Genomic DNA, 17633 nt, shown 5'->3' with positions numbered 1-17633 from the left:
AAGAATAGTAGTAATTGTTGCTTGTAATGATCTACTATTATCATATTAGATACTATATTTTTACATAATAAATCTATGCATAGATAAATAAGGGGTGGTTATGTCTTTTTTCAAAGAGTTTCGTGAATTTGCAATGAAAGGCAACGTTGTTGACATGGCAGTCGGTGTCATCATTGGTGCAGCCTTCGGTAAGATTGTTTCATCATTAGTTGCTGATATTATTATGCCACCTCTAGGTTTATTAATCGGTGGTATCGATTTCAAACAGTTTAGCCTTATTTTAAGAGAGGCTAATGGGGATGTACCAGCGGTTGTACTTAATTATGGTATGTTCATTCAAACTGTATTTGACTTTGCTATTATTGCATTTGCAATTTTCTGTGCAATCAAATTAATTAACAAAACACGTCGTCAAGCAGAAGAGGCACCTAAAGCACCACCGGCTCCTTCCGCAGAAGAAACGTTATTAACAGAAATTCGTGATTTATTAAAAAATCAGCAAAAATAAAAACTAAAAGGCCAGTGATAACAATTGAAAAAATCTTTTGTTATCACTGGCCTCCCAGTTCCCTTTCTTAGCATGTTTTGCTTTTCTCATATAACTTCCTTTTCCTTTCTTATTCTTTTCCACACGTTGTCTAAATAGTGGATCATGAACAAGTGCCGCTAAAGCATTATCTTTAATAACACCTTTCTGGTGCTGATATTTGCTAGACATAAAAACCTCTTAAATTATTAAAGAACATAAAACGTAACACGGTATAAATACTATTGCTTTGTAGCTCCAGATTCAAGTATTTCAAGAATAGAACAATAAGTACTTTCATGAGCACTACCACAACAGGCATTACTCAACATCTTCAATGAATCTCGCATTCTTTCCATTTCTTTCAAGCGAATTTCCACTTCAGCAAGTCTTGCATCAACAATTTGCTTTGACTCAACACAAGTGTGATGAGCAGGATCAACCCGAATAGAGAGTAGCTCTGTAATCGCGTCTAATGTAAAGCCTAACTCTTTTGCATAACGAATAAAACGTAAACGTTGGAGATCTTGCTCTGTATATAGACGATAACCGCCTTCTGTTCGTCTGTCATGATCCATCAATCCTTGTTTTTCATAAAAACGGATTGTATCTGTTGTCACATTCGCTAATTTTGCAACTTGTCCAATACGATACATGGATCATTCCCTCACTTTAAATGATGAATAAGCATAGCAAATAATCAAAAGAATAGAATTGAAATATAGTGCGAAGCTTATCTTATCAAAATAGCAGCATGCTGAAATCACAAAAAATAAATATAATGCAACACAAAAATAAATAAAAAAGTAAGGAATAACAAATAGAAAGGTTAGAGTATGAGTTGATAAGTTATTTTTACAAAAAATAATTTAGTAATTATCATTTTCAATAAACGTAAAAAAACCGGATTAAAAATCCGGTTTTTTTATTCGCTTCACTAAATAATAATTAAATTATTCAGCTGCTGCTTCTGTTTCAGAATCAGCACGGTCAACAAGCTCAATGTAAGCCATTGGAGCATTGTCACCAGCACGGAAGCCACACTTCAGAATACGAGTGTAACCACCTGCACGGCTCGCAAAACGCGGACCTAATACTGTAAACAGTTTTGCCACGACTTCGTTATCACGAGTACGGGCGAATGCCAGACGACGATTAGCTACGCTGTCGGTCTTGGCAAGAGTAATCAGCGGCTCAACGACGCGACGCAGTTCTTTCGCTTTAGGCAAAGTTGTCTTGATGATCTCATGACGAACTAAAGAACCTGCCATGTTACGAAACATAGCCTGACGATGGCTGCTGTTGCGGTTCAATTGACGACCACTCTTACGATGGCGCATGACCTTATCCTTCTCAGTAAAACCTTAACCTGTGATCTTATTCATCAGCGATACTTGCAGGTGGCCAATTCTCAAGGCGCATGCCAAGAGATAAACCACGCGACGCCAGTACGTCTTTAATCTCAGTAAGAGATTTCTTACCAAGGTTAGGCGTCTTAAGTAATTCAACTTCAGTACGCTGTACCAGATCACCGATGTAGTGGATTGCTTCTGCCTTCAGACAGTTAGCAGAGCGGACAGTCAATTCAAGATCGTCTACTGGGCGCAGTAAGATAGGATCGAATTCTGGCTTCTCTTCTTTAACTTCTGGCTGACGAACATCACGTAAGTCAACAAAAGCTTCAAGCTGTTCAGCCAGGATAGTCGCTGCACGGCGAATCGATTCTTCTGGATCGATAGTACCGTTAGTTTCCATCTCGATTACCAGCTTATCCAAGTCGGTACGCTGTTCAACACGAGCTGCTTCCACATTATAAGCAATACGCTCAACTGGGCTATAGCACGCGTCTACTAAAAGGCGACCGATAGGGCGCTCATCTTCTTCCGAATGAATTCGGGCAGAAGCCGGCACATAACCACGACCACGCTGAACTTTGATACGCATGTTAATAGATGCGTTTTCGTCTGTAAGGTGGCAGATAACGTGCTGCGGCTTGACGATTTCGACATCACCGTCATGGATGATATCGGCTGCAATAACAGGGCCAATGCCAGATTTGCTCAAAGTAAGAATAACTTCATCTTTACCATGAACTTTTACCGCCAACCCCTTAAGGTTGAGCAGTATTTCTAGGATATCTTCCTGAACACCTTCTTTGGTGCTGTACTCATGCAGTACACCATCAATCTCAACCTCTGTTACCGCACAACCCGGCATAGACGAAAGCAGAATACGGCGCAGTGCGTTACCAAGAGTATGGCCGAAGCCTCGCTCTAATGGCTCAAGGGTCACCTTGGCGTGCGTCGAACTGACTTGCTCGATATCAACCAGGCGCGGTTTTAGAAACTCTGTCACAGAACCCTGCATTGTGTCCTCTCTTTGGTGCTAAGCCTTACTTGGAGTAAAGCTCGACGATCAGGTGCTCGTTAATGTCAGCAGACAAGTCAGTACGTTCAGGAATACGCTTGAACACACCTTCCATCTTAGCAGCATCAACTTCCAGCCATGTTGGCTTTTCACGCTGTTCAGCCAGCTCTAAAGCAGCCTTAATACGAGACTGTTTTTTCGATTTTTCACGAACGCTGACTACGTCATTCGGGGAAACCTGATAAGAAGCAATGTTAACCACGCGACCATTTACCATGATTGCTTTATGGCTAACCATCTGACGTGCTTCTGCGCGAGTTGCGCCAAAGCCCATACGATAAACAACGTTATCCAGACGACCTTCCAGCAAAGTCAGCAGGTTTTCACCTGTGTTGCCTTTCAGACGAGTTGCTTCTTTGTAGTAGTTACGGAATTGACGCTCTAGAACACCGTAAATACGACGTACTTTTTGTTTTTCACGTAACTGAACACCGTAATCAGAAAGACGCGGTTTACGTGCGCCGTGCTGACCTGGTGCTTGTTCCAGTTTACACTTGGTGTCAATCGCCCGAACGCCAGATTTTAGAAATAAATCTGTACCTTCACGGCGGCTCAGCTTGAGCTTAGGACCCAAATATCTTGCCATTTTCTTTCTCCAACTTTCCTAAAAACGAAAACGTTATTAAACGCGACGTTTTTTCGGTGGACGACAACCGTTATGAGGAATCGGAGTCACATCAGTAATATTAGTGATGCGGAAACCAGCCGCGTTTAATGCACGGATAGTTGACTCACGACCAGGACCAGGTCCTTTAACCATAACTTCCAAGTTCTTAATTCCGTACTCTTTAACAGCTTCAGCGCAACGTTCTGCTGCAACCTGAGCCGCGAACGGAGTAGATTTACGAGAACCACGGAAACCGGAACCACCGGCAGTAGCCCAACCCAATGCGTTACCTTGACGATCGGTAATAGTAACGATTGTGTTGTTGAAAGAAGCATGGATATGAGCCACACCGTCAGAGACTTGTTTTCTTACACGCTTACGTGCACGAATAGGTGCTTTTGCCATTGTTCAAATACCCCGATTATTTCTTGATCGGCTTACGCGGACCCTTACGGGTACGTGCGTTAGTCTTAGTACGCTGACCGCGAACTGGTAGACCACGACGATGACGTAAACCACGGTAAGTACCAAGATCCATCAGACGTTTGATGCTCAGGGTAACTTCACGACGCAGATCACCTTCTACAACGTATTTGGCAACTTCGTCACGCAGCTTGTCGATTTGCTCTTCAGACAGCTCACTGATCTTAACATTTTCAGCAATACCAGCAGCTACACAGATAGCCTGTGAGCGGGTCTTACCGATACCGTAAATCGAAGTTAATGCGATTACAGTATGTTTATGATCAGGAATGTTAATGCCTGCTATACGGGCCACTATGCACTCCTAAATTAGCAGTTATACAGTACTATTCTGAAAAGCCCGTTTTCAGGATACTCAAACAATACTGTATATATTATAAAAGATTGGGCTGGCTAATTTAGCCAGCTCAACCGAACTTTGCAAGAAAAAAATGCAATAAATTAGCCTTGACGCTGTTTATGCTTAGGCTCGACGCTGCAAATTACACGCACGTGACCGTGACGTCTAACAATTTTGCAGTTACGGCACATTTTCTTGACGGAAGCACGAACTTTCATTTTTACTCTCCGTAACTTCTAAAACAAATCGCTTATCAGTAATTAACCTTTAAGATTTGCTTTTTTCAATGCAGACTCATACTGACTTGACATCAGGAGAGTTTGCACTTGAGCCATAAAATCCATGATGACTACAACCACGATTAAGAGGGAAGTACCACCAAAATAGAAAGGTACTTTCATTGCGTCACGCATGAACTCCGGGATGAGACAGATAAAGGTAATATACAAGGCACCGATTAAGGTTAAACGTGTCATTACTTTATCTATATATTTAGCCGTCTGCTCTCCCGGGCGAATTCCTGGTACAAATGCACCGGACTTCTTCAGGTTATCTGCCGTTTCTCTTGGGTTGAAAACCAACGCCGTATAGAAGAAACAGAAGAATATGATTGCAGCAGCGTATAGTAACACATAAATAGGTTGACCAGGCTGTAGATTTAAAGAAATCGTAGTCAGCCAACCCCACCCTGTACCATCGCCAAACCAAGAGGTTATTGTACCAGGAAACAGGATAATACTTGAAGCAAAAATTGCTGGTATAACACCCGCCATATTTACTTTAAGTGGTAGATGTGTACTTTGTGCCGCGTATATTCTACGCCCTTGTTGACGTTTTGCATAGTTAACAACGATACGACGTTGTCCTCTTTCTACAAAAACAACAAAGAAAGTAACCGCGAACACCAATACTGCAACCAACAATAACAGGAGGAAGTGCAGTTCGCCTTGCCGCGCCTGCTCGATGGTTTGACCAATGGCAGGTGGAAGACCTGCAACGATACCTGCAAAGATAATGATTGAGATACCGTTACCAATACCACGTTCAGTGATTTGCTCACCTAACCACATTAGGAACATTGTCCCAGTGACTAAGCTCACAACAGCCGTAATATAGAATGGTAGACCTGGATTAATTACCAGACCTTGCATTCCTGGCATATTCGGTAAGCCTGTTGCGATACCAATTGATTGGAATATCGCCAGCACCAAAGTACCATAACGGGTATATTGGCTGATCTTACGACGACCGGCCTCCCCTTCCTTCTTAATCTCTGCTAACCGAGGGTTAACCACTGATAAGAGTTGGATAATAATCGATGCCGAAATATAAGGCATGATACCCAGCGCAAAGATAGAAGCACGGCTAAGAGCACCACCAGAGAACATGTTAAACATTTCAATGATGGTGCCTTTTTGCTGATCGAGCAATTTGGCAAGCACAGTGGCATCAATACCAGGGATAGGAATAAAAGAGCCAATCCTAAAGACAATAAGTGCACCAAGAACAAACAAAAGTCTGCGTTTTAGTTCACCAACACCACCTTTAGCACTCTGAAAATCTAAACCTGGTTGTTTAGCCATCTGTCACTTATTCCTCAATTTTACCGCCAGCTGATTCGATTGCTGCACGGGCACCTTTGGTAACACGCAGACCACGAATAGTCACTGCACGGTTAACCTCGCCAGACAGAATTAATTTTGCAAATTCAATCTGTGGGCCAACAACGTTTGCGGCTTTCAGTGCATTCAGATCGATTACATCGCCTTCAACGTAAGCTAAATCAGACAGACGGATTTCCGCAGTCACAAATGATTTACGTGAAGTAAAACCAAATTTTGGTAAACGACGATATAAAGGCATCTGGCCGCCTTCAAAACCACGACGTACGCCACCGCCAGAACGAGATTTCTGACCTTTGTGACCACGGCCGCCAGTTTTACCTAAGCCAGAACCGATACCACGACCTACACGTTTAGGCGCATGCTTGGCACCTTCAGCCGGAGACAGAGTATTTAAACGCATCTCTTACTCCTCAACTTTAACCATATAGGAAACCAAGTTGATCATACCGCGAACTGCTGGTGTATCTTCGCGTTCTACAGTGTGACCGATGCGACGCAGACCTAAACCTGTCATCGTTGCCTTATGTTTAGGCAAACGACCGATTAAGCTGCGTGTTTGAGTAATTTTAATAGTCTTAGCCATGGTCATTACCCCAGAATTTCTTCAACGGATTTACCACGCTTAGCTGCGACCATATCTGGAGACTTCATGCTATCTAAAGCGTCCAGTGTTGCACGAACCACGTTAATCGGGTTAGTGGAACCATAGGTTTTAGCCAGTACGTTACGAACGCCAGCCACTTCTAGAACTGCACGCATTGCACCACCTGCGATGATACCGGTACCTTCATGAGCAGGCTGCATAAATACGCGTGAGCCTGTGTGAGTACCTTTAACAGGGTGGAACAGAGTACCGTTGTTTAAAGAGACGGTTTTCATATTGCGACGGGCTTTTTCCATCGCTTTCTGGATTGCTGCCGGAACTTCGCGAGCTTTGCCATATCCAAAACCAACGCGGCCATTACCATCACCAACTACTGTAAGAGCGGTGAAGCTAAAGATACGACCACCTTTAACGGTTTTAGATACGCGGTTTACCGCGATCAGCTTTTCCTGCAGTTCGCCAGCTTGTTTCTCGATGTGAGCCATCTTACACTCCTACCTTAGAACTGAAGGCCAGCTTCACGGGCAGCATCTGCCAGTGCCTGGACTCGACCATGATATTGGAAACCGGAACGGTCAAATGATACTACTTTGATACCTTTTTCCAGAGCGCGTTCAGCAATAATTTTACCAACTACCGCTGCTGCTTCTTTGTTTCCAGTGTTTTTCAGTTGCTCAATGATAGCTTTTTCTGTAGTAGAAGCGGCCACCAAAGTTTCAGAACCGTTTGGTGCAATAACCTGCGCATAAATATGGCGAGGGGTACGGTGTACCACCAGGCGAGTCGCACCCAATTCCTGGAGCTTACGGCGTGCGCGGGTCGCACGACGGATACGAGCTGCTTTCTTATCCATAGTGTTACCTTACTTCTTCTTAGCCTCTTTGATACGCACAACTTCGTCGGCGTAACGAATACCTTTACCTTTATAAGGTTCAGGGCGACGGTAAGCACGCAGTTCAGCTGCTACTTGACCAATCACTTGCTTATCCGCACCTTTCAGTACGATTTCAGTTTGTGTTGGGCATTCAGCAGTGATGCCTGCTGGCAGTTGGTGTTCCACTGGATGTGAAAAACCTACTGATAAGTTAACCGCATTGCCTTTAATAGACGCACGATAACCTACACCTACCAGTTGCAGTTTCTTAGTGAAGCCTTCGGTAACACCTACAACCATTGCATTTAACAGAGAACGAGTAGTACCCGCCTGTGCCCATGCATCAGCAAAACCATCGCGAGGTGCGAAAGTTAATTGGTTGTCAGCATGTTGAATTTCAACTGCATTATGGATAGTACGAGTAAGCTCGCCGTTTTTACCCTTAATCGTAATTACCTGACCGTTGAGTTTAACCTCTACGCCGGCAGGAATGACGACGGGTGCTTTTGCCACACGAGACATTCTTTCCTCCCGAATTAAGCTACGTAGCAGATAATCTCGCCACCAAGACCTGCTTGGCGAGCTGCACGATCAGTCATAACACCTTTTGAGGTAGAAACAACAGCGATGCCCAGTCCTGCCATAACTTGTGGCAGCTCATCTTTTCTTTTATAGATGCGCAGACTAGGACGGCTTACGCGCTGAATGCTTTCTACTACAGCCTTACCTTGGAAATATTTTAAAATAATTTCCAGTTCTGGCTTAGTGTCGCCTTCAATTTTAAAATCTTCGATATAACCTTCTTCCTTAAGCACGTTGGCAATCGCCACTTTCAGCTTGGAGGAAGGCATTGTGACCGCAACTTTATTCGCGGCCTGACCGTTACGGATACGGGTCAGCATATCCGCGATGGGATCTTGCATGCTCATCTGTCTTTACTCCCGTGATTCAATTATGGTAATTACCAGCTAGCCTTTCTAAGGCCCGGGATTTCACCGCGCATAGCGGCTTCACGGACTTTAATACGGCTGAGGCCAAATTTCCGCAGGAAACCGTGCGGACGTCCAGTTTGACGGCAGCGGTTACGCTGACGTGAAGGACTTGAATCACGTGGCATAGTTTGCAGTTTCAGAACAGCATTCCAACGATCTTCGTCAGACACGTTCACATCTGAAACGATAGCTTTCAGTTCTGCGCGTTTTGCGAAGAATTTCTCAGCTAAATTCGCACGTTTTACATCACGTGCTTTCATAGATTTCTTAGCCATGAATGCCCTGCCTTACTTGCGGAACGGGAAGTTAAACGCTGCTAACAGTGCGCGACCTTCATCATCTGATTTCGCAGTCGTAGTAATGGTAATATCCAAACCACGAACACGATCCACTTTATCGTAATCGATTTCAGGGAAGATGATTTGCTCACGTACGCCCATGCTGTAGTTACCACGTCCATCAAATGATTTAGCGGACAAACCACGGAAGTCACGGATACGTGGTACAGCAATAGAGATCAGGCGTTCAAAGAACTCCCACATGCGTTCGCCACGCAGGGTCACTTTACAGCCGATCGGATAGCCCTGGCGGATTTTGAAGCCTGCAACAGATTTGCGTGCTTTGGTGATCAAAGGTTTTTGACCTGAGATTGCTGCTAAATCAGCTGCTGCATTGTCCAGCAGTTTTTTATCAGCAATAGCTTCACCAACACCCATGTTCAGGGTGATCTTCTCGACCCGAGGGACTTGCATGACAGAATGGTAACCAAACTGAGACATCAGTTTTTGGACTACCTCGTCTTTGTAGTAATCATGCAGTTTCGCCATCGTATACTCCAAATTACTTGATAGTTTCTTTATTAGACTTGAAGAAACGAACTTTTTTGCCGTCTTCGAATCTAAAACCTACACGGTCAGCCTTACCGGTTGCCGCATTGAAGATTGCAACGTTAGAAACTTGGATAGAAGCTTCTTTTTCAACGATGCCACCTGGTTGGTTCAGAGCCGGAACTGGCTTCTGATGTTTTTTAACCAGATTGATACCTTCAACGATAACTTTACCAGAAGAAAGAACCTGTTTTACTTTACCGCGCTTACCTTTATCTTTACCAGTCAGCACGATAACTTCGTCTTCACGACGGATTTTCGCTGCCATTGCCTGCTCCTTAGAGTACTTCAGGTGCCAGAGAGATTATTTTCATAAACTTCTCGTTACGAAGTTCACGAGTAACCGGCCCAAAAATACGCGTACCAATAACTTGCTCGCTGTTGTTGTTTAACAATACACAAGCGTTGCTATCGAAGCGAATGACAGAACCGTCAGGGCGACGAACACCCTTCTTGGTGCGCACCACTACCGCTTTCAGTACATCACCTTTCTTAACTTTACCACGTGGAATTGCTTCCTTGATGGTAATTTTGATGATGTCACCTACATCTGCGTAGCGACGGTGCGAGCCACCTAGAACCTTGATACACATTACGCGACGTGCACCGGAGTTGTCGGCCACGTTCAGCATAGTCTGTTCTTGGATCATTTTAGTGCTCCGCTAAATGTCAACTACTACTGAGCCACTTCCACATTAGAAGAGGCCGTTCAATATCCCATAATACGAGGGAGCGGCATTATAACACCACATTCTCGATATGGACAGAAAAAATAAACGGCTCGTTCAGTTTTGAGCCGTTTATTTCGTACGAAAAGGCTATTTTATTACAGAATAGCTTTTTCTACAACGCGAACTAACGCCCAAGACTTAGTCTTAGATAGTGGACGTGTTTGACGAATTTCTACTACGTCACCAATTCCACATTCGTTGTTCTCGTCATGTACATGCAGTTTGGTCGTACGACGGATAAACTTACCATATAATGGGTGTTTAACCATACGATCGATAGCAACGACAATAGATTTTTCCATTTTGTCACTAACTACACGACCTTGCAGAGTACGGATTTTATCGGTCATTACGCACCCGCCTTCTCAGTCAGTAAAGTCTTAACGCGTGCGATATTACGACGCACTTGTTTCAACAGATGAGACTGTTGTAACTGACCACTTGCTGCCTGCATACGCAGATTAAACTGCTCGCGCAGTAAGTTCAGCAGTTCTGTGTTCAGCTCTTCAACGCTCTTTTCGCGCAGCTCTTTTGCTTTCATTACATCACCGTCTTAGTTACAAAGGTGGTTTTGATAGGCAGTTTTGCTGCCGCCAGCTTGAATGCTTCACGGGCCAGTTCTTCAGGCACACCATCCATTTCATACAGGACTTTACCTGGCTGGATTAAGGCAACCCAATACTCAACGTTACCTTTACCTTTACCCATACGGACTTCGAGCGGCTTTTCAGTGATTGGTTTGTCTGGGAACACACGGATCCAGATTTTACCCTGACGCTTAACTGCACGGGTCATTGCACGACGTGCCGCTTCGATCTGACGTGCAGTCAGACGACCACGGCCCACAGCTTTAAGACCGTAAGTCCCGAAGCTTACATCCGCACCAGCAGCTAAGCCACGGTTGCGGCCTTTGTGCACTTTACGGAATTTTGTACGCTTTGGTTGTAACATCAGCGACTCTCCTTACTTGCGGCCTTTACGCTGCTGCTTTTTAGGTTGAGCAGCCGGTTTTTCCGCCTGTTCAACTGCAGCCATACCACCCAGGATCTCACCTTTGAAGATCCATACCTTAACGCCGAGCACACCATAAGTGGTTTGTGCTTCTGAGGTATTGTAGTCGATATCTGCACGCAGAGTGTGCAGAGGTACACGACCTTCACGATACCATTCAGTACGAGCGATTTCAGCGCCACCTAAGCGACCACTTACTTCCACTTTAATACCTTTAGCGCCTAAACGCATAGCATTCTGTACCGCACGCTTCATAGCACGACGGAACATAACACGACGTTCCAGCTGTGAAGTGATGCTGTCAGCAACTAATTTTGCGTCCAGTTCAGGTTTACGTACTTCGGCGATATTAATTTGCGCAGGAACGCCAGCGATATCCGCTACGTTTTTGCGCAGTTTTTCAACATCTTCACCTTTTTTACCGATAACGATGCCTGGGCGAGCAGTGTGAATAGTCACACGGATGCTTTTCGCAGGACGTTCGATAACGATACGAGATACAGATGCTTTAGCCAGTTCTTTAGTTAAGTACTGACGTACTTTAAAATCGCTGTCTAGGTTGTCAGCGAATTCATTGGTACCCGCATACCATGTGGAATTCCAAGGCTTGACAATGCCAAGGCGGATACCATTAGGATGTACTTTTTGACCCATTGCTAGTCTCCAGAGTCTCAGCGATCAGACACAACCACAGTGATGTGGCTGGTGCGCTTCAGAATACGATCTGCACGGCCTTTTGCACGAGGCATAATGCGCTTCATAGAAGGACCTTCGTCAACAAAGATCTTAGCTACTTTCAGATCATCAATGTCAGCGCCATCGTTGTGTTCTGCATTAGCAATAGCAGACTCCAGTACTTTCTTCACTAAACCAGCAGCTTTCTTGTTGGTAAAGGTTAAAATTTCCAGAGCTTGCGACACTTTCTTACCGCGAATCAGGTCAGCTACCAAGCGAACCTTCTGAGCAGAAGAACGAGCGTGGCGATGCATAGCGATAGTTTCCATCTCTTCCTCCTACCTTATTTTTTCTTAGCCTTTTTATCGGCTGCATGACCGCGATAAGTACGGGTCGGCGCGAATTCACCCAGTTTGTGACCAACCATTTCGTCGGAAACGTAAACTGGAACATGCTGACGACCATTATGGACAGCGATGGTCAAACCGATCATGTTAGGAAAGATCGTTGAACGACGGGACCAAGTCTTAACAGGCTTTTTGTCACCGCTTTCCACCGCTTTCTCTACCTTCTTCAGCAAGTGCAGGTCAATGAAAGGACCTTTCTTGAGAGAACGTGGCATGGCTTATCCTCTAATTATTTCTTAGTACGACGATGAACGATGAAATGTTCAGTGCGTTTGTTTTTACGAGTCTTCTTACCTTTGGTTTGAACGCCCCAAGGTGTTACTGGGTGTTTACCAAAGTTACGACCTTCACCACCACCATGTGGGTGATCGACTGGGTTCATCGCAGTACCGCGAACGGTAGGACGAATACCACGCCAGCGACTTGCACCAGCTTTACCCAGAACGCGTAACATGTGCTCAGAGTTGCCAACTTCACCGATAGTTGCACGGCAATCAGAAGGAACTTTACGCATTTCACCAGAACGCAGACGGATAGTGACATAAGCACCATCACGAGCAACGATCTGAACGTAAGTACCAGCTGAACGAGCTAACTGACCACCTTTACCTGGTTTCATTTCTACGTTATGAACTGTAGAACCAACCGGGATATTACGCATTGGTAAGGTGTTACCCGCTTTGATAGCAGCATCAACGCCAGACTGAACTTTATCACCCGCTTTCAGGCCTTTTGGAGCCAGAATGTAGCGACGTTCACCATCAGCATACAGCACTAAAGCGATGTTAGCTGAACGGTTTGGATCATATTCCAGACGTTCTACTGTCGCAGGGATACCATCTTTGTTGCGTTTAAAGTCAACAATACGGTAAGCCTGTTTGTGACCACCACCGATGTGACGGGTAGTGATACGACCATTGTTGTTACGACCACCGGACTTGCTGTTCTTTTCCAGCAATGGCGCATAAGGTTTCCCTTTATGCAGCTCAGGGTTTACCACTTTAACTACGTGGCGACGGCCCGGAGACGTAGGTTTACATTTAACAATTGCCATTGTTCTTTACTCCTCCGACTTACTCAGCGCCGCCGACGAAGTCCAGATTCTGGCCTTCCTTCAGGGTGACGTAAGCTTTTTTCCAGTCGCTACGACGACCAATACGCTGACCGTGACGTTTCACTTTGCCTTTCATCAGCAGAGTGTTAACACTTTCAACTTCGACTTCAAACAGTTTTTGTACAGCTGCTTTAATCTCTGCTTTGGTCGCGTCTTTAGCAACTTTGAGAACGATGGTGTTTGATTTTTCCATCGCGATAGAAGCTTTTTCAGATACATGCGGCGCGCGCAGTACTTTCAGCAGACGTTCTTCACGGATCATGCCAGCATCTCCTCAACTTGCTTCACAGCGTCAGCAGTCATGACGACTTTGTCGAAGGCGATTAAGCTAACAGGGTCGATTGTTGCTGCATCACGTACGTCAACTTTATATAAGTTGCGTGCTGCTAAATACAGATTCTCATCTAAATCAGCAGTGATGATCAGAACATCTTCCAGAGCCATATCTTTCAGTTTCTGTGCTAAAAGCTTAGTTTTAGGCGCTTCAACAGAGAACTTCTCTACGACGATCAGACGATCTTGACGTACCAGTTCAGACAGAATGCTCTTCAGAGCACCACGGTACATCTTTTTGTTTACTTTTTGACTGTGGTCCTGTGGTTTAGCTGCGAAGCTAACACCACCAGAGCGCCAAATTGGGCTCTTGATTGAACCTGAACGTGCACGACCTGTACCTTTCTGTCTCCAAGGCTTTTTGCCTGAACCAGAAACTTCAGCACGGGTTTTCTGAGCACGAGTACCTTGACGAGCACCAGCAGCGTATGCAACGACTACTTGATGCACAAGCGCTTCGTTAAAGTCACGCCCGAAGGTAGTTTCGGAAACAGTCAGCGCGCCTTGCGCGTCTTTCATTACCAATTCCATTCCTATCTCCTCGACGTTACGCCTTGACAGCTGGTTTAACGATCAGGTCACTGCCAGTTGCACCTGGAACAGCACCTTTGACCAGCAGCAGGTTGCGCTCAGCGTCAACACGTACTACTTCCAGGCTCTGAACGGTAACTTGTTCGTTACCCAGTTGACCTGCCATTTTCTTGCCTTTGAACACCTTACCCGGAGTCTGGTTCTGACCGATAGAACCCGGAACACGGTGAGACAAGGAGTTACCGTGGGTAGCATCTTGAGTACGGAAATTCCAGCGCTTTACAGTACCAGCAAAACCTTTACCTTTAGATGTTCCAGTAACGTCGACTTTTTTAACGTCAGCGAAAATTTCTACGCTAATGCTTTGACCTACAGTGTATTCTTCGCCTTCATTCAGACGGAATTCACGTAGTAAGCGGCCAGCTTCAACACCAGCTTTAGCAAAATGACCTGCTTCAGGTTTCAGTACACGGTTAGCTTTTTTGCTACCAGTAGTCACCTGAATGGCACGATAACCGTCTTTCTCTAGATCTCTGACCTGAGTAACACGGTTGTTTTCAATTTCGATAACGGTTACAGGGATTGAAACGCCATCTTCAGTGAAGATACGAGTCATTCCTACTTTCTTACCGACTAAACCAATCATTGTTTCAACCTCTCAATCGCTTGATGACCTGATTAACCTAGGCTGATCTGCACGTCTACGCCGGCAGCCAGATCCAGACGCATCAGAGCATCAACGGTTTTCTCGGTTGGCTCAACGATGTCAACCAGACGTTTGTGAGTGCGAATTTCATACTGATCACGCGCATCTTTATTAACGTGCGGAGAAATCAACACTGTGAAACGCTCTTTGCGAGTCGGCAGTGGGATTGGACCACGAACTTGCGCACCAGTGCGCTTAGCAGTCTCTACGATTTCCGCAGTTGATTGATCAATCAGACGATGATCAAAAGCTTTCAGGCGGATACGGATTCTTTGGTTCTGCATGAGACCAGAGCTCCAACTATTTTTTATAAACGTAAATGATTACTACTCGTACCCATTTCGATTGATGAGAGAGTGTAATCGTTCTGCATATAACTCCCCAATCGGGAGTATTATATTAATGCAATAAAAAATCTGCATTAGCTGATAAATCAGCCCCACTAAATCAGTGAGCCTGCGCATTATACTTGCCTGAGTGATGAAATCAAGTCAAGAATAAAAAATCAGCGATAAAAATTCATTTTATCTTTTCGAAAATAAAAAAAGCAAAGGTAACCTTCATCACCTTTGCTTTAAAAACCGTCTCAAAATTCATTAAAGAATGATGGATTATTCTTCAATAATTTGAGCTTGTAGATAGTTTTGAAGCCCTATTCGTTCGATAAGTTCAAGCTGGGTTTCAATCCAATCAATATGCCCTTCTTCATCAGTTAGAATTTCTAGCATAAGATCACGACTGACATAATCATGAATTGAATCTGCGTAAGCAATAGCTTCACGTAAATCTTTGGCACCACCTAATTCCAATTCCAAATCAGAACGTAGCATCTCTTCAACATCTTCACCGATGTTTAGTTTGCCTAAATCTTGTAAGTTTGGAATGCCTTCAAGGAACAAGATACGCTCGATATATTTATCCGCGTGTTTCATCTCATCTATGGATTCATGATATTCCATTTCATTAAGGCGTGTAAGACCCCAATTCTTGAACATTCGGGCATGTAGGAAATACTGATTAATTGCAACAAGCTCACCACCTAATAACTTATTAAGGTGGGCTATCATTTTTTTATCACCTTTCATTTTTATGCTCCTTTGCTTCCAGTCTTTTTAGTGTAGACCTTTTATACAAAGTGGAGAGAAAGGAAATTTAAAATTTGTTATGCAACTTCAGAAATTTGAGGGTAAAGGATAGATTGCTCACTTTCAATTATTTGACGAGCTTGACGTACACACTTACCGCAACAACTACCAACAGGTAAGATCTTGCGTAATTCATTAATAGTGTGGATTTGATGTTTGTGTACTGTAGAGATAATTTTTTTATCACTCACACCATGGCAAAGACAGACGTACATAATAGCAACCTCATTAACTACTCACGCATTGAATAGTAAATGATAACCATTATGATTTCAATTTCTATTTAACTTAGATATTCTAACCTAATATAGAAACTCTCATGATAATGAGAGAATAAATTGAGGACGGGATTTAACTAAGATGAAAAGCGCTATTTTAGATACAAAAAAAGGGCATCAATGATGCCCTTTTTTAGGAAATTACGCGAGTAATTAACCTAATACTTTAGCAACAACGCCCGCACCTACTGTACGGCCACCTTCACGGATAGCGAAACGTAAACCGTCGTCCATCGCGATTGGGTGAATCAGTTCAACGATCATGTTGATGTTGTCACCTGGCATTACCATTTCTACGCCTTCTGGTAATTCGATAGTACCAGTTACGTCAGTTGTACGGAAGTAGAACTGTGGACGGTAGCCTTTGAAGAATGGAGTATGACGACCACCTTCATCTTTGCTCAGAATATAAACTTCTGATTCAAATTTAGTGTGTGGGTTGATTGAACCTGGTTTCGCCAGTACTTGTCCACGTTCGATTTCTTCACGTTTAGTACCACGCAGAAGAACACCTACGTTCTCACCTGCACGACCTTCGTCAAGTAATTTACGGAACATTTCAACACCAGTACAAGTTGTTTTCGCTGTTGGTTTAATACCAACGATTTCAACTTCTTCACCAACTTTGATTACGCCACGCTCAACACGACCTGTTACTACTGTACCACGGCCTGAAATTGAGAATACGTCTTCAATTGGTAACAGGAATGGTTTGTCAATTGCACGCTCTGGCTCTGGGATGTATGAATCCAGTGCTTCTGCTAATTCAACAATTTTTGCTTCCCACTCTGCTTCGCCTTCCAGTGCTTTCAGCGCTGAACCACGGATTACTGGAGTGTCATCACCTGGGAAATCGTACTGAGACAGAAGTTCACGAACTTCCATTTCGACTAATTCCAGTAACTCTTCATCATCTACCATGTCACATTTGTTCAGGAATACGATGATGTAAGGAACACCAACCTGACGACCTAACAGGATGTGCTCACGAGTTTGTGGCATTGGGCCATCTGTCGCAGCAACAACCAGGATAGCTCCGTCCATTTGCGCAGCACCAGTGATCATGTTTTTAACATAGTCGGCGTGACCTGGGCAGTCTACGTGTGCGTAGTGACGAGTTGGAGTGTCATATTCTACGTGTGAAGTAGAGATGGTGATACCACGAGCTTTTTCTTCTGGTGCGTTATCGATTTGATCGAATGCACGAGCAGCACCACCATAAGTTTTAGCTAAAACTGTAGTGATTGCAGCAGTCAGAGTTGTTTTACCGTGGTCAACGTGGCCGATAGTACCAACGTTAACGTGCGGTTTTGAACGTTCAAATTTTTCTTTAGACA

The 17633-nt window shown here is 44.2% G+C and carries 34 protein-coding genes; 1 reads left to right on the top strand and 33 read right to left on the bottom strand.

The features are described 5' to 3' along the window. The first annotated feature begins 100 nt into the window (after positions 1-100). A complete protein-coding gene (mscL, locus tag GWI59_RS06550) occupies positions 101-508 on the top strand; it encodes a large-conductance mechanosensitive channel protein MscL (RefSeq protein ID WP_006535517.1) in 408 nt (135 codons plus the stop codon). 3 nt (positions 509-511) lie between these two features. Here mscL and GWI59_RS06545 read toward each other — a convergent pair whose 3' ends face one another. From GWI59_RS06545 to tuf, 33 genes are all read right to left on the bottom strand, one after another. Beyond that, on the bottom strand, positions 512-718 hold the full coding sequence (locus GWI59_RS06545) for an alternative ribosome-rescue factor A (RefSeq protein WP_109848578.1): 207 nt from the start codon (positions 716-718) through the stop codon (positions 512-514). 50 nt (positions 719-768) lie between these two features. Continuing rightward, the gene (gene zntR, locus GWI59_RS06540; protein ID WP_023583474.1) at positions 769-1182 is read right to left on the bottom strand and encodes a Zn(2+)-responsive transcriptional regulator; all 414 of its coding nucleotides are present in this window, start codon (positions 1180-1182) and stop codon (positions 769-771) included. A gap of 297 nt (positions 1183-1479) precedes the next feature. Beyond that, positions 1480-1866 (bottom strand): 50S ribosomal protein L17, encoded by a 387-nt coding sequence (gene rplQ, locus GWI59_RS06535; protein ID WP_004246940.1) that lies wholly within the window; start codon positions 1864-1866, stop codon positions 1480-1482. Between the two features lie 37 nt (positions 1867-1903). After that, entirely contained in the window at positions 1904-2893 is a 990-nt protein-coding gene (locus GWI59_RS06530) for a DNA-directed RNA polymerase subunit alpha (RefSeq protein WP_006535513.1), read from the bottom strand. A 25-nt stretch (positions 2894-2918) separates the two neighbouring features. Further along, the gene (rpsD, locus tag GWI59_RS06525; protein ID WP_004246942.1) at positions 2919-3539 is read right to left on the bottom strand and encodes a 30S ribosomal protein S4; all 621 of its coding nucleotides are present in this window, start codon (positions 3537-3539) and stop codon (positions 2919-2921) included. Positions 3540-3575: 36 nt separating this feature from the next. Then, positions 3576-3965: a 30S ribosomal protein S11 gene (rpsK, locus tag GWI59_RS06520; RefSeq protein ID WP_002919257.1), complete on the bottom strand. Its 390-nt coding sequence runs from the start codon at positions 3963-3965 to the stop codon at positions 3576-3578. Positions 3966-3981: 16 nt separating this feature from the next. Beyond that, positions 3982-4338 carry a 30S ribosomal protein S13 gene (gene rpsM, locus GWI59_RS06515; RefSeq protein WP_036914623.1) on the bottom strand — a complete coding sequence of 119 codons (357 nt, stop codon included), beginning with the start codon at positions 4336-4338 and terminating at the stop codon, positions 3982-3984. A 146-nt stretch (positions 4339-4484) separates the two neighbouring features. After that, positions 4485-4601, bottom strand: coding sequence for a 50S ribosomal protein L36 (gene rpmJ / locus GWI59_RS06510; RefSeq protein WP_071788572.1), 117 nt, complete (start codon positions 4599-4601; stop codon positions 4485-4487). A gap of 42 nt (positions 4602-4643) precedes the next feature. Continuing rightward, positions 4644-5966 carry a preprotein translocase subunit SecY gene (gene secY, locus GWI59_RS06505; protein ID WP_006535510.1) on the bottom strand — a complete coding sequence of 441 codons (1323 nt, stop codon included), beginning with the start codon at positions 5964-5966 and terminating at the stop codon, positions 4644-4646. A 7-nt stretch (positions 5967-5973) separates the two neighbouring features. Then, complete coding sequence (rplO, locus tag GWI59_RS06500) at positions 5974-6408, bottom strand: 50S ribosomal protein L15 (protein ID WP_004246944.1); 435 nt, start codon at positions 6406-6408, stop codon at positions 5974-5976. A 3-nt stretch (positions 6409-6411) separates the two neighbouring features. Then, entirely contained in the window at positions 6412-6591 is a 180-nt protein-coding gene (gene rpmD, locus GWI59_RS06495) for a 50S ribosomal protein L30 (protein WP_036914634.1), read from the bottom strand. A 5-nt stretch (positions 6592-6596) separates the two neighbouring features. Continuing rightward, entirely contained in the window at positions 6597-7097 is a 501-nt protein-coding gene (gene rpsE, locus GWI59_RS06490; protein ID WP_006535508.1) for a 30S ribosomal protein S5, read from the bottom strand. Between the two features lie 14 nt (positions 7098-7111). Further along, positions 7112-7465, bottom strand: a complete 354-nt coding sequence (gene rplR, locus GWI59_RS06485; protein WP_006535507.1) for a 50S ribosomal protein L18 — start codon at positions 7463-7465, stop codon at positions 7112-7114. A 9-nt stretch (positions 7466-7474) separates the two neighbouring features. Continuing rightward, on the bottom strand, positions 7475-8008 hold the full coding sequence (gene rplF, locus GWI59_RS06480) for a 50S ribosomal protein L6 (RefSeq protein WP_036933221.1): 534 nt from the start codon (positions 8006-8008) through the stop codon (positions 7475-7477). Between the two features lie 14 nt (positions 8009-8022). Further along, positions 8023-8415, bottom strand: a complete 393-nt coding sequence (gene rpsH, locus GWI59_RS06475; protein WP_072062987.1) for a 30S ribosomal protein S8 — start codon at positions 8413-8415, stop codon at positions 8023-8025. A 32-nt stretch (positions 8416-8447) separates the two neighbouring features. After that, positions 8448-8753, bottom strand: a complete 306-nt coding sequence (rpsN, locus tag GWI59_RS06470; RefSeq protein ID WP_006535503.1) for a 30S ribosomal protein S14 — start codon at positions 8751-8753, stop codon at positions 8448-8450. Between the two features lie 12 nt (positions 8754-8765). Next, positions 8766-9305 carry a 50S ribosomal protein L5 gene (gene rplE, locus GWI59_RS06465; protein ID WP_004246952.1) on the bottom strand — a complete coding sequence of 180 codons (540 nt, stop codon included), beginning with the start codon at positions 9303-9305 and terminating at the stop codon, positions 8766-8768. Between the two features lie 13 nt (positions 9306-9318). Next, complete coding sequence (gene rplX / locus GWI59_RS06460) at positions 9319-9633, bottom strand: 50S ribosomal protein L24 (RefSeq protein WP_006535502.1); 315 nt, start codon at positions 9631-9633, stop codon at positions 9319-9321. Positions 9634-9643: 10 nt separating this feature from the next. Further along, on the bottom strand, positions 9644-10015 hold the full coding sequence (rplN, locus tag GWI59_RS06455) for a 50S ribosomal protein L14 (RefSeq protein WP_004246955.1): 372 nt from the start codon (positions 10013-10015) through the stop codon (positions 9644-9646). 176 nt (positions 10016-10191) lie between these two features. After that, the gene (gene rpsQ / locus GWI59_RS06450; RefSeq protein ID WP_072062988.1) at positions 10192-10446 is read right to left on the bottom strand and encodes a 30S ribosomal protein S17; all 255 of its coding nucleotides are present in this window, start codon (positions 10444-10446) and stop codon (positions 10192-10194) included. Continuing rightward, the gene (gene rpmC / locus GWI59_RS06445; protein ID WP_004238624.1) at positions 10446-10637 is read right to left on the bottom strand and encodes a 50S ribosomal protein L29; all 192 of its coding nucleotides are present in this window, start codon (positions 10635-10637) and stop codon (positions 10446-10448) included. The genes rpsQ and rpmC overlap by 1 nt, the downstream gene beginning before the upstream one ends. Further along, the gene (gene rplP, locus GWI59_RS06440; RefSeq protein WP_006535500.1) at positions 10637-11047 is read right to left on the bottom strand and encodes a 50S ribosomal protein L16; all 411 of its coding nucleotides are present in this window, start codon (positions 11045-11047) and stop codon (positions 10637-10639) included. Before rplP ends, rpmC begins: the two co-directional genes overlap by 1 nt. A gap of 12 nt (positions 11048-11059) precedes the next feature. Further along, entirely contained in the window at positions 11060-11761 is a 702-nt protein-coding gene (rpsC, locus tag GWI59_RS06435; RefSeq protein WP_023583467.1) for a 30S ribosomal protein S3, read from the bottom strand. A gap of 17 nt (positions 11762-11778) precedes the next feature. Further along, positions 11779-12111 (bottom strand): 50S ribosomal protein L22, encoded by a 333-nt coding sequence (gene rplV, locus GWI59_RS06430; RefSeq protein WP_006535498.1) that lies wholly within the window; start codon positions 12109-12111, stop codon positions 11779-11781. A gap of 14 nt (positions 12112-12125) precedes the next feature. Then, positions 12126-12404 (bottom strand): 30S ribosomal protein S19, encoded by a 279-nt coding sequence (gene rpsS, locus GWI59_RS06425; RefSeq protein ID WP_004246960.1) that lies wholly within the window; start codon positions 12402-12404, stop codon positions 12126-12128. Positions 12405-12418: 14 nt separating this feature from the next. Then, the gene (rplB, locus tag GWI59_RS06420) at positions 12419-13243 is read right to left on the bottom strand and encodes a 50S ribosomal protein L2 (RefSeq protein WP_006535497.1); all 825 of its coding nucleotides are present in this window, start codon (positions 13241-13243) and stop codon (positions 12419-12421) included. 19 nt (positions 13244-13262) lie between these two features. After that, the gene (gene rplW, locus GWI59_RS06415; RefSeq protein WP_004246962.1) at positions 13263-13565 is read right to left on the bottom strand and encodes a 50S ribosomal protein L23; all 303 of its coding nucleotides are present in this window, start codon (positions 13563-13565) and stop codon (positions 13263-13265) included. Continuing rightward, positions 13562-14167 carry a 50S ribosomal protein L4 gene (gene rplD / locus GWI59_RS06410; protein WP_072062989.1) on the bottom strand — a complete coding sequence of 202 codons (606 nt, stop codon included), beginning with the start codon at positions 14165-14167 and terminating at the stop codon, positions 13562-13564. The genes rplW and rplD overlap by 4 nt, the downstream gene beginning before the upstream one ends. A 16-nt stretch (positions 14168-14183) precedes the next feature. Beyond that, a complete protein-coding gene (gene rplC / locus GWI59_RS06405; protein WP_023583465.1) occupies positions 14184-14813 on the bottom strand; it encodes a 50S ribosomal protein L3 in 630 nt (209 codons plus the stop codon). Positions 14814-14845: 32 nt separating this feature from the next. Continuing rightward, positions 14846-15157, bottom strand: a complete 312-nt coding sequence (gene rpsJ / locus GWI59_RS06400; RefSeq protein ID WP_001181005.1) for a 30S ribosomal protein S10 — start codon at positions 15155-15157, stop codon at positions 14846-14848. Positions 15158-15484: 327 nt separating this feature from the next. After that, on the bottom strand, positions 15485-15958 hold the full coding sequence (bfr, locus tag GWI59_RS06395) for a bacterioferritin (RefSeq protein ID WP_006535491.1): 474 nt from the start codon (positions 15956-15958) through the stop codon (positions 15485-15487). A gap of 77 nt (positions 15959-16035) precedes the next feature. Beyond that, on the bottom strand, positions 16036-16233 hold the full coding sequence (gene bfd, locus GWI59_RS06390; protein WP_072062990.1) for a bacterioferritin-associated ferredoxin: 198 nt from the start codon (positions 16231-16233) through the stop codon (positions 16036-16038). Between the two features lie 216 nt (positions 16234-16449). After that, positions 16450-17633 (bottom strand): elongation factor Tu (tuf, locus tag GWI59_RS06385; protein ID WP_089503028.1); only part of this gene is annotated, 1184 nt, incomplete at its 5' end.

Origin of the sequence: Proteus sp. G2673, from assembly GCF_009915125.1 — a bacterium.
GTDB classification, from domain to species: domain Bacteria; phylum Pseudomonadota; class Gammaproteobacteria; order Enterobacterales; family Enterobacteriaceae; genus Proteus; species Proteus penneri.
The sequence above is the reverse complement of the archived record's forward strand: the minus strand, read 5'-3'. Positions and strand labels throughout refer to the sequence as shown.

Coding starts and splice junctions, on each gene's coding strand:
- secY (WP_006535510.1), bottom strand. CDS start 5,966: ATGGCTAAACAACCAGGTTTAGATTTTCAGAGTGCTAAAGGTGGTGTT.
- rpmD (WP_036914634.1), bottom strand. CDS start 6,591: ATGGCTAAGACTATTAAAATTACTCAAACACGCAGCTTAATCGGTCGT.
- rpsE (WP_006535508.1), bottom strand. CDS start 7,097: ATGGCTCACATCGAGAAACAAGCTGGCGAACTGCAGGAAAAGCTGATC.
- rplE (WP_004246952.1), bottom strand. CDS start 9,305: ATGGCGAAACTGCATGATTACTACAAAGACGAGGTAGTCCAAAAACTG.
- rpsJ (WP_001181005.1), bottom strand. CDS start 15,157: ATGCAGAACCAAAGAATCCGTATCCGCCTGAAAGCTTTTGATCATCGT.
- mscL (WP_006535517.1), top strand. CDS start 101: ATGTCTTTTTTCAAAGAGTTTCGTGAATTTGCAATGAAAGGCAACGTT.
- rpsS (WP_004246960.1), bottom strand. CDS start 12,404: ATGCCACGTTCTCTCAAGAAAGGTCCTTTCATTGACCTGCACTTGCTG.
- zntR (WP_023583474.1), bottom strand. CDS start 1,182: ATGTATCGTATTGGACAAGTTGCAAAATTAGCGAATGTGACAACAGAT.
- GWI59_RS06530 (WP_006535513.1), bottom strand. CDS start 2,893: ATGCAGGGTTCTGTGACAGAGTTTCTAAAACCGCGCCTGGTTGATATC.
- rpsK (WP_002919257.1), bottom strand. CDS start 3,965: ATGGCAAAAGCACCTATTCGTGCACGTAAGCGTGTAAGAAAACAAGTC.
- rplO (WP_004246944.1), bottom strand. CDS start 6,408: ATGCGTTTAAATACTCTGTCTCCGGCTGAAGGTGCCAAGCATGCGCCT.
- rpsN (WP_006535503.1), bottom strand. CDS start 8,753: ATGGCTAAGAAATCTATGAAAGCACGTGATGTAAAACGTGCGAATTTA.
- rpmC (WP_004238624.1), bottom strand. CDS start 10,637: ATGAAAGCAAAAGAGCTGCGCGAAAAGAGCGTTGAAGAGCTGAACACA.
- rplN (WP_004246955.1), bottom strand. CDS start 10,015: ATGATCCAAGAACAGACTATGCTGAACGTGGCCGACAACTCCGGTGCA.
- rpsH (WP_072062987.1), bottom strand. CDS start 8,415: ATGAGCATGCAAGATCCCATCGCGGATATGCTGACCCGTATCCGTAAC.
- rplX (WP_006535502.1), bottom strand. CDS start 9,633: ATGGCAGCGAAAATCCGTCGTGAAGACGAAGTTATCGTGCTGACTGGT.
- rplP (WP_006535500.1), bottom strand. CDS start 11,047: ATGTTACAACCAAAGCGTACAAAATTCCGTAAAGTGCACAAAGGCCGC.
- rplV (WP_006535498.1), bottom strand. CDS start 12,111: ATGGAAACTATCGCTATGCATCGCCACGCTCGTTCTTCTGCTCAGAAG.
- rpsQ (WP_072062988.1), bottom strand. CDS start 10,446: ATGACCGATAAAATCCGTACTCTGCAAGGTCGTGTAGTTAGTGACAAA.
- GWI59_RS06545 (WP_109848578.1), bottom strand. CDS start 718: ATGTCTAGCAAATATCAGCACCAGAAAGGTGTTATTAAAGATAATGCT.
- rplC (WP_023583465.1), bottom strand. CDS start 14,813: ATGATTGGTTTAGTCGGTAAGAAAGTAGGAATGACTCGTATCTTCACT.
- rplW (WP_004246962.1), bottom strand. CDS start 13,565: ATGATCCGTGAAGAACGTCTGCTGAAAGTACTGCGCGCGCCGCATGTA.
- rplF (WP_036933221.1), bottom strand. CDS start 8,008: ATGTCTCGTGTGGCAAAAGCACCCGTCGTCATTCCTGCCGGCGTAGAG.
- rplD (WP_072062989.1), bottom strand. CDS start 14,167: ATGGAATTGGTAATGAAAGACGCGCAAGGCGCGCTGACTGTTTCCGAA.
- bfd (WP_072062990.1), bottom strand. CDS start 16,233: ATGTACGTCTGTCTTTGCCATGGTGTGAGTGATAAAAAAATTATCTCT.
- rplB (WP_006535497.1), bottom strand. CDS start 13,243: ATGGCAATTGTTAAATGTAAACCTACGTCTCCGGGCCGTCGCCACGTA.
- rpsD (WP_004246942.1), bottom strand. CDS start 3,539: ATGGCAAGATATTTGGGTCCTAAGCTCAAGCTGAGCCGCCGTGAAGGT.
- rplR (WP_006535507.1), bottom strand. CDS start 7,465: ATGGATAAGAAAGCAGCTCGTATCCGTCGTGCGACCCGCGCACGCCGT.
- rpmJ (WP_071788572.1), bottom strand. CDS start 4,601: ATGAAAGTTCGTGCTTCCGTCAAGAAAATGTGCCGTAACTGCAAAATT.
- bfr (WP_006535491.1), bottom strand. CDS start 15,958: ATGAAAGGTGATAAAAAAATGATAGCCCACCTTAATAAGTTATTAGGT.
- rpsC (WP_023583467.1), bottom strand. CDS start 11,761: ATGGGTCAAAAAGTACATCCTAATGGTATCCGCCTTGGCATTGTCAAG.
- rplQ (WP_004246940.1), bottom strand. CDS start 1,866: ATGCGCCATCGTAAGAGTGGTCGTCAATTGAACCGCAACAGCAGCCAT.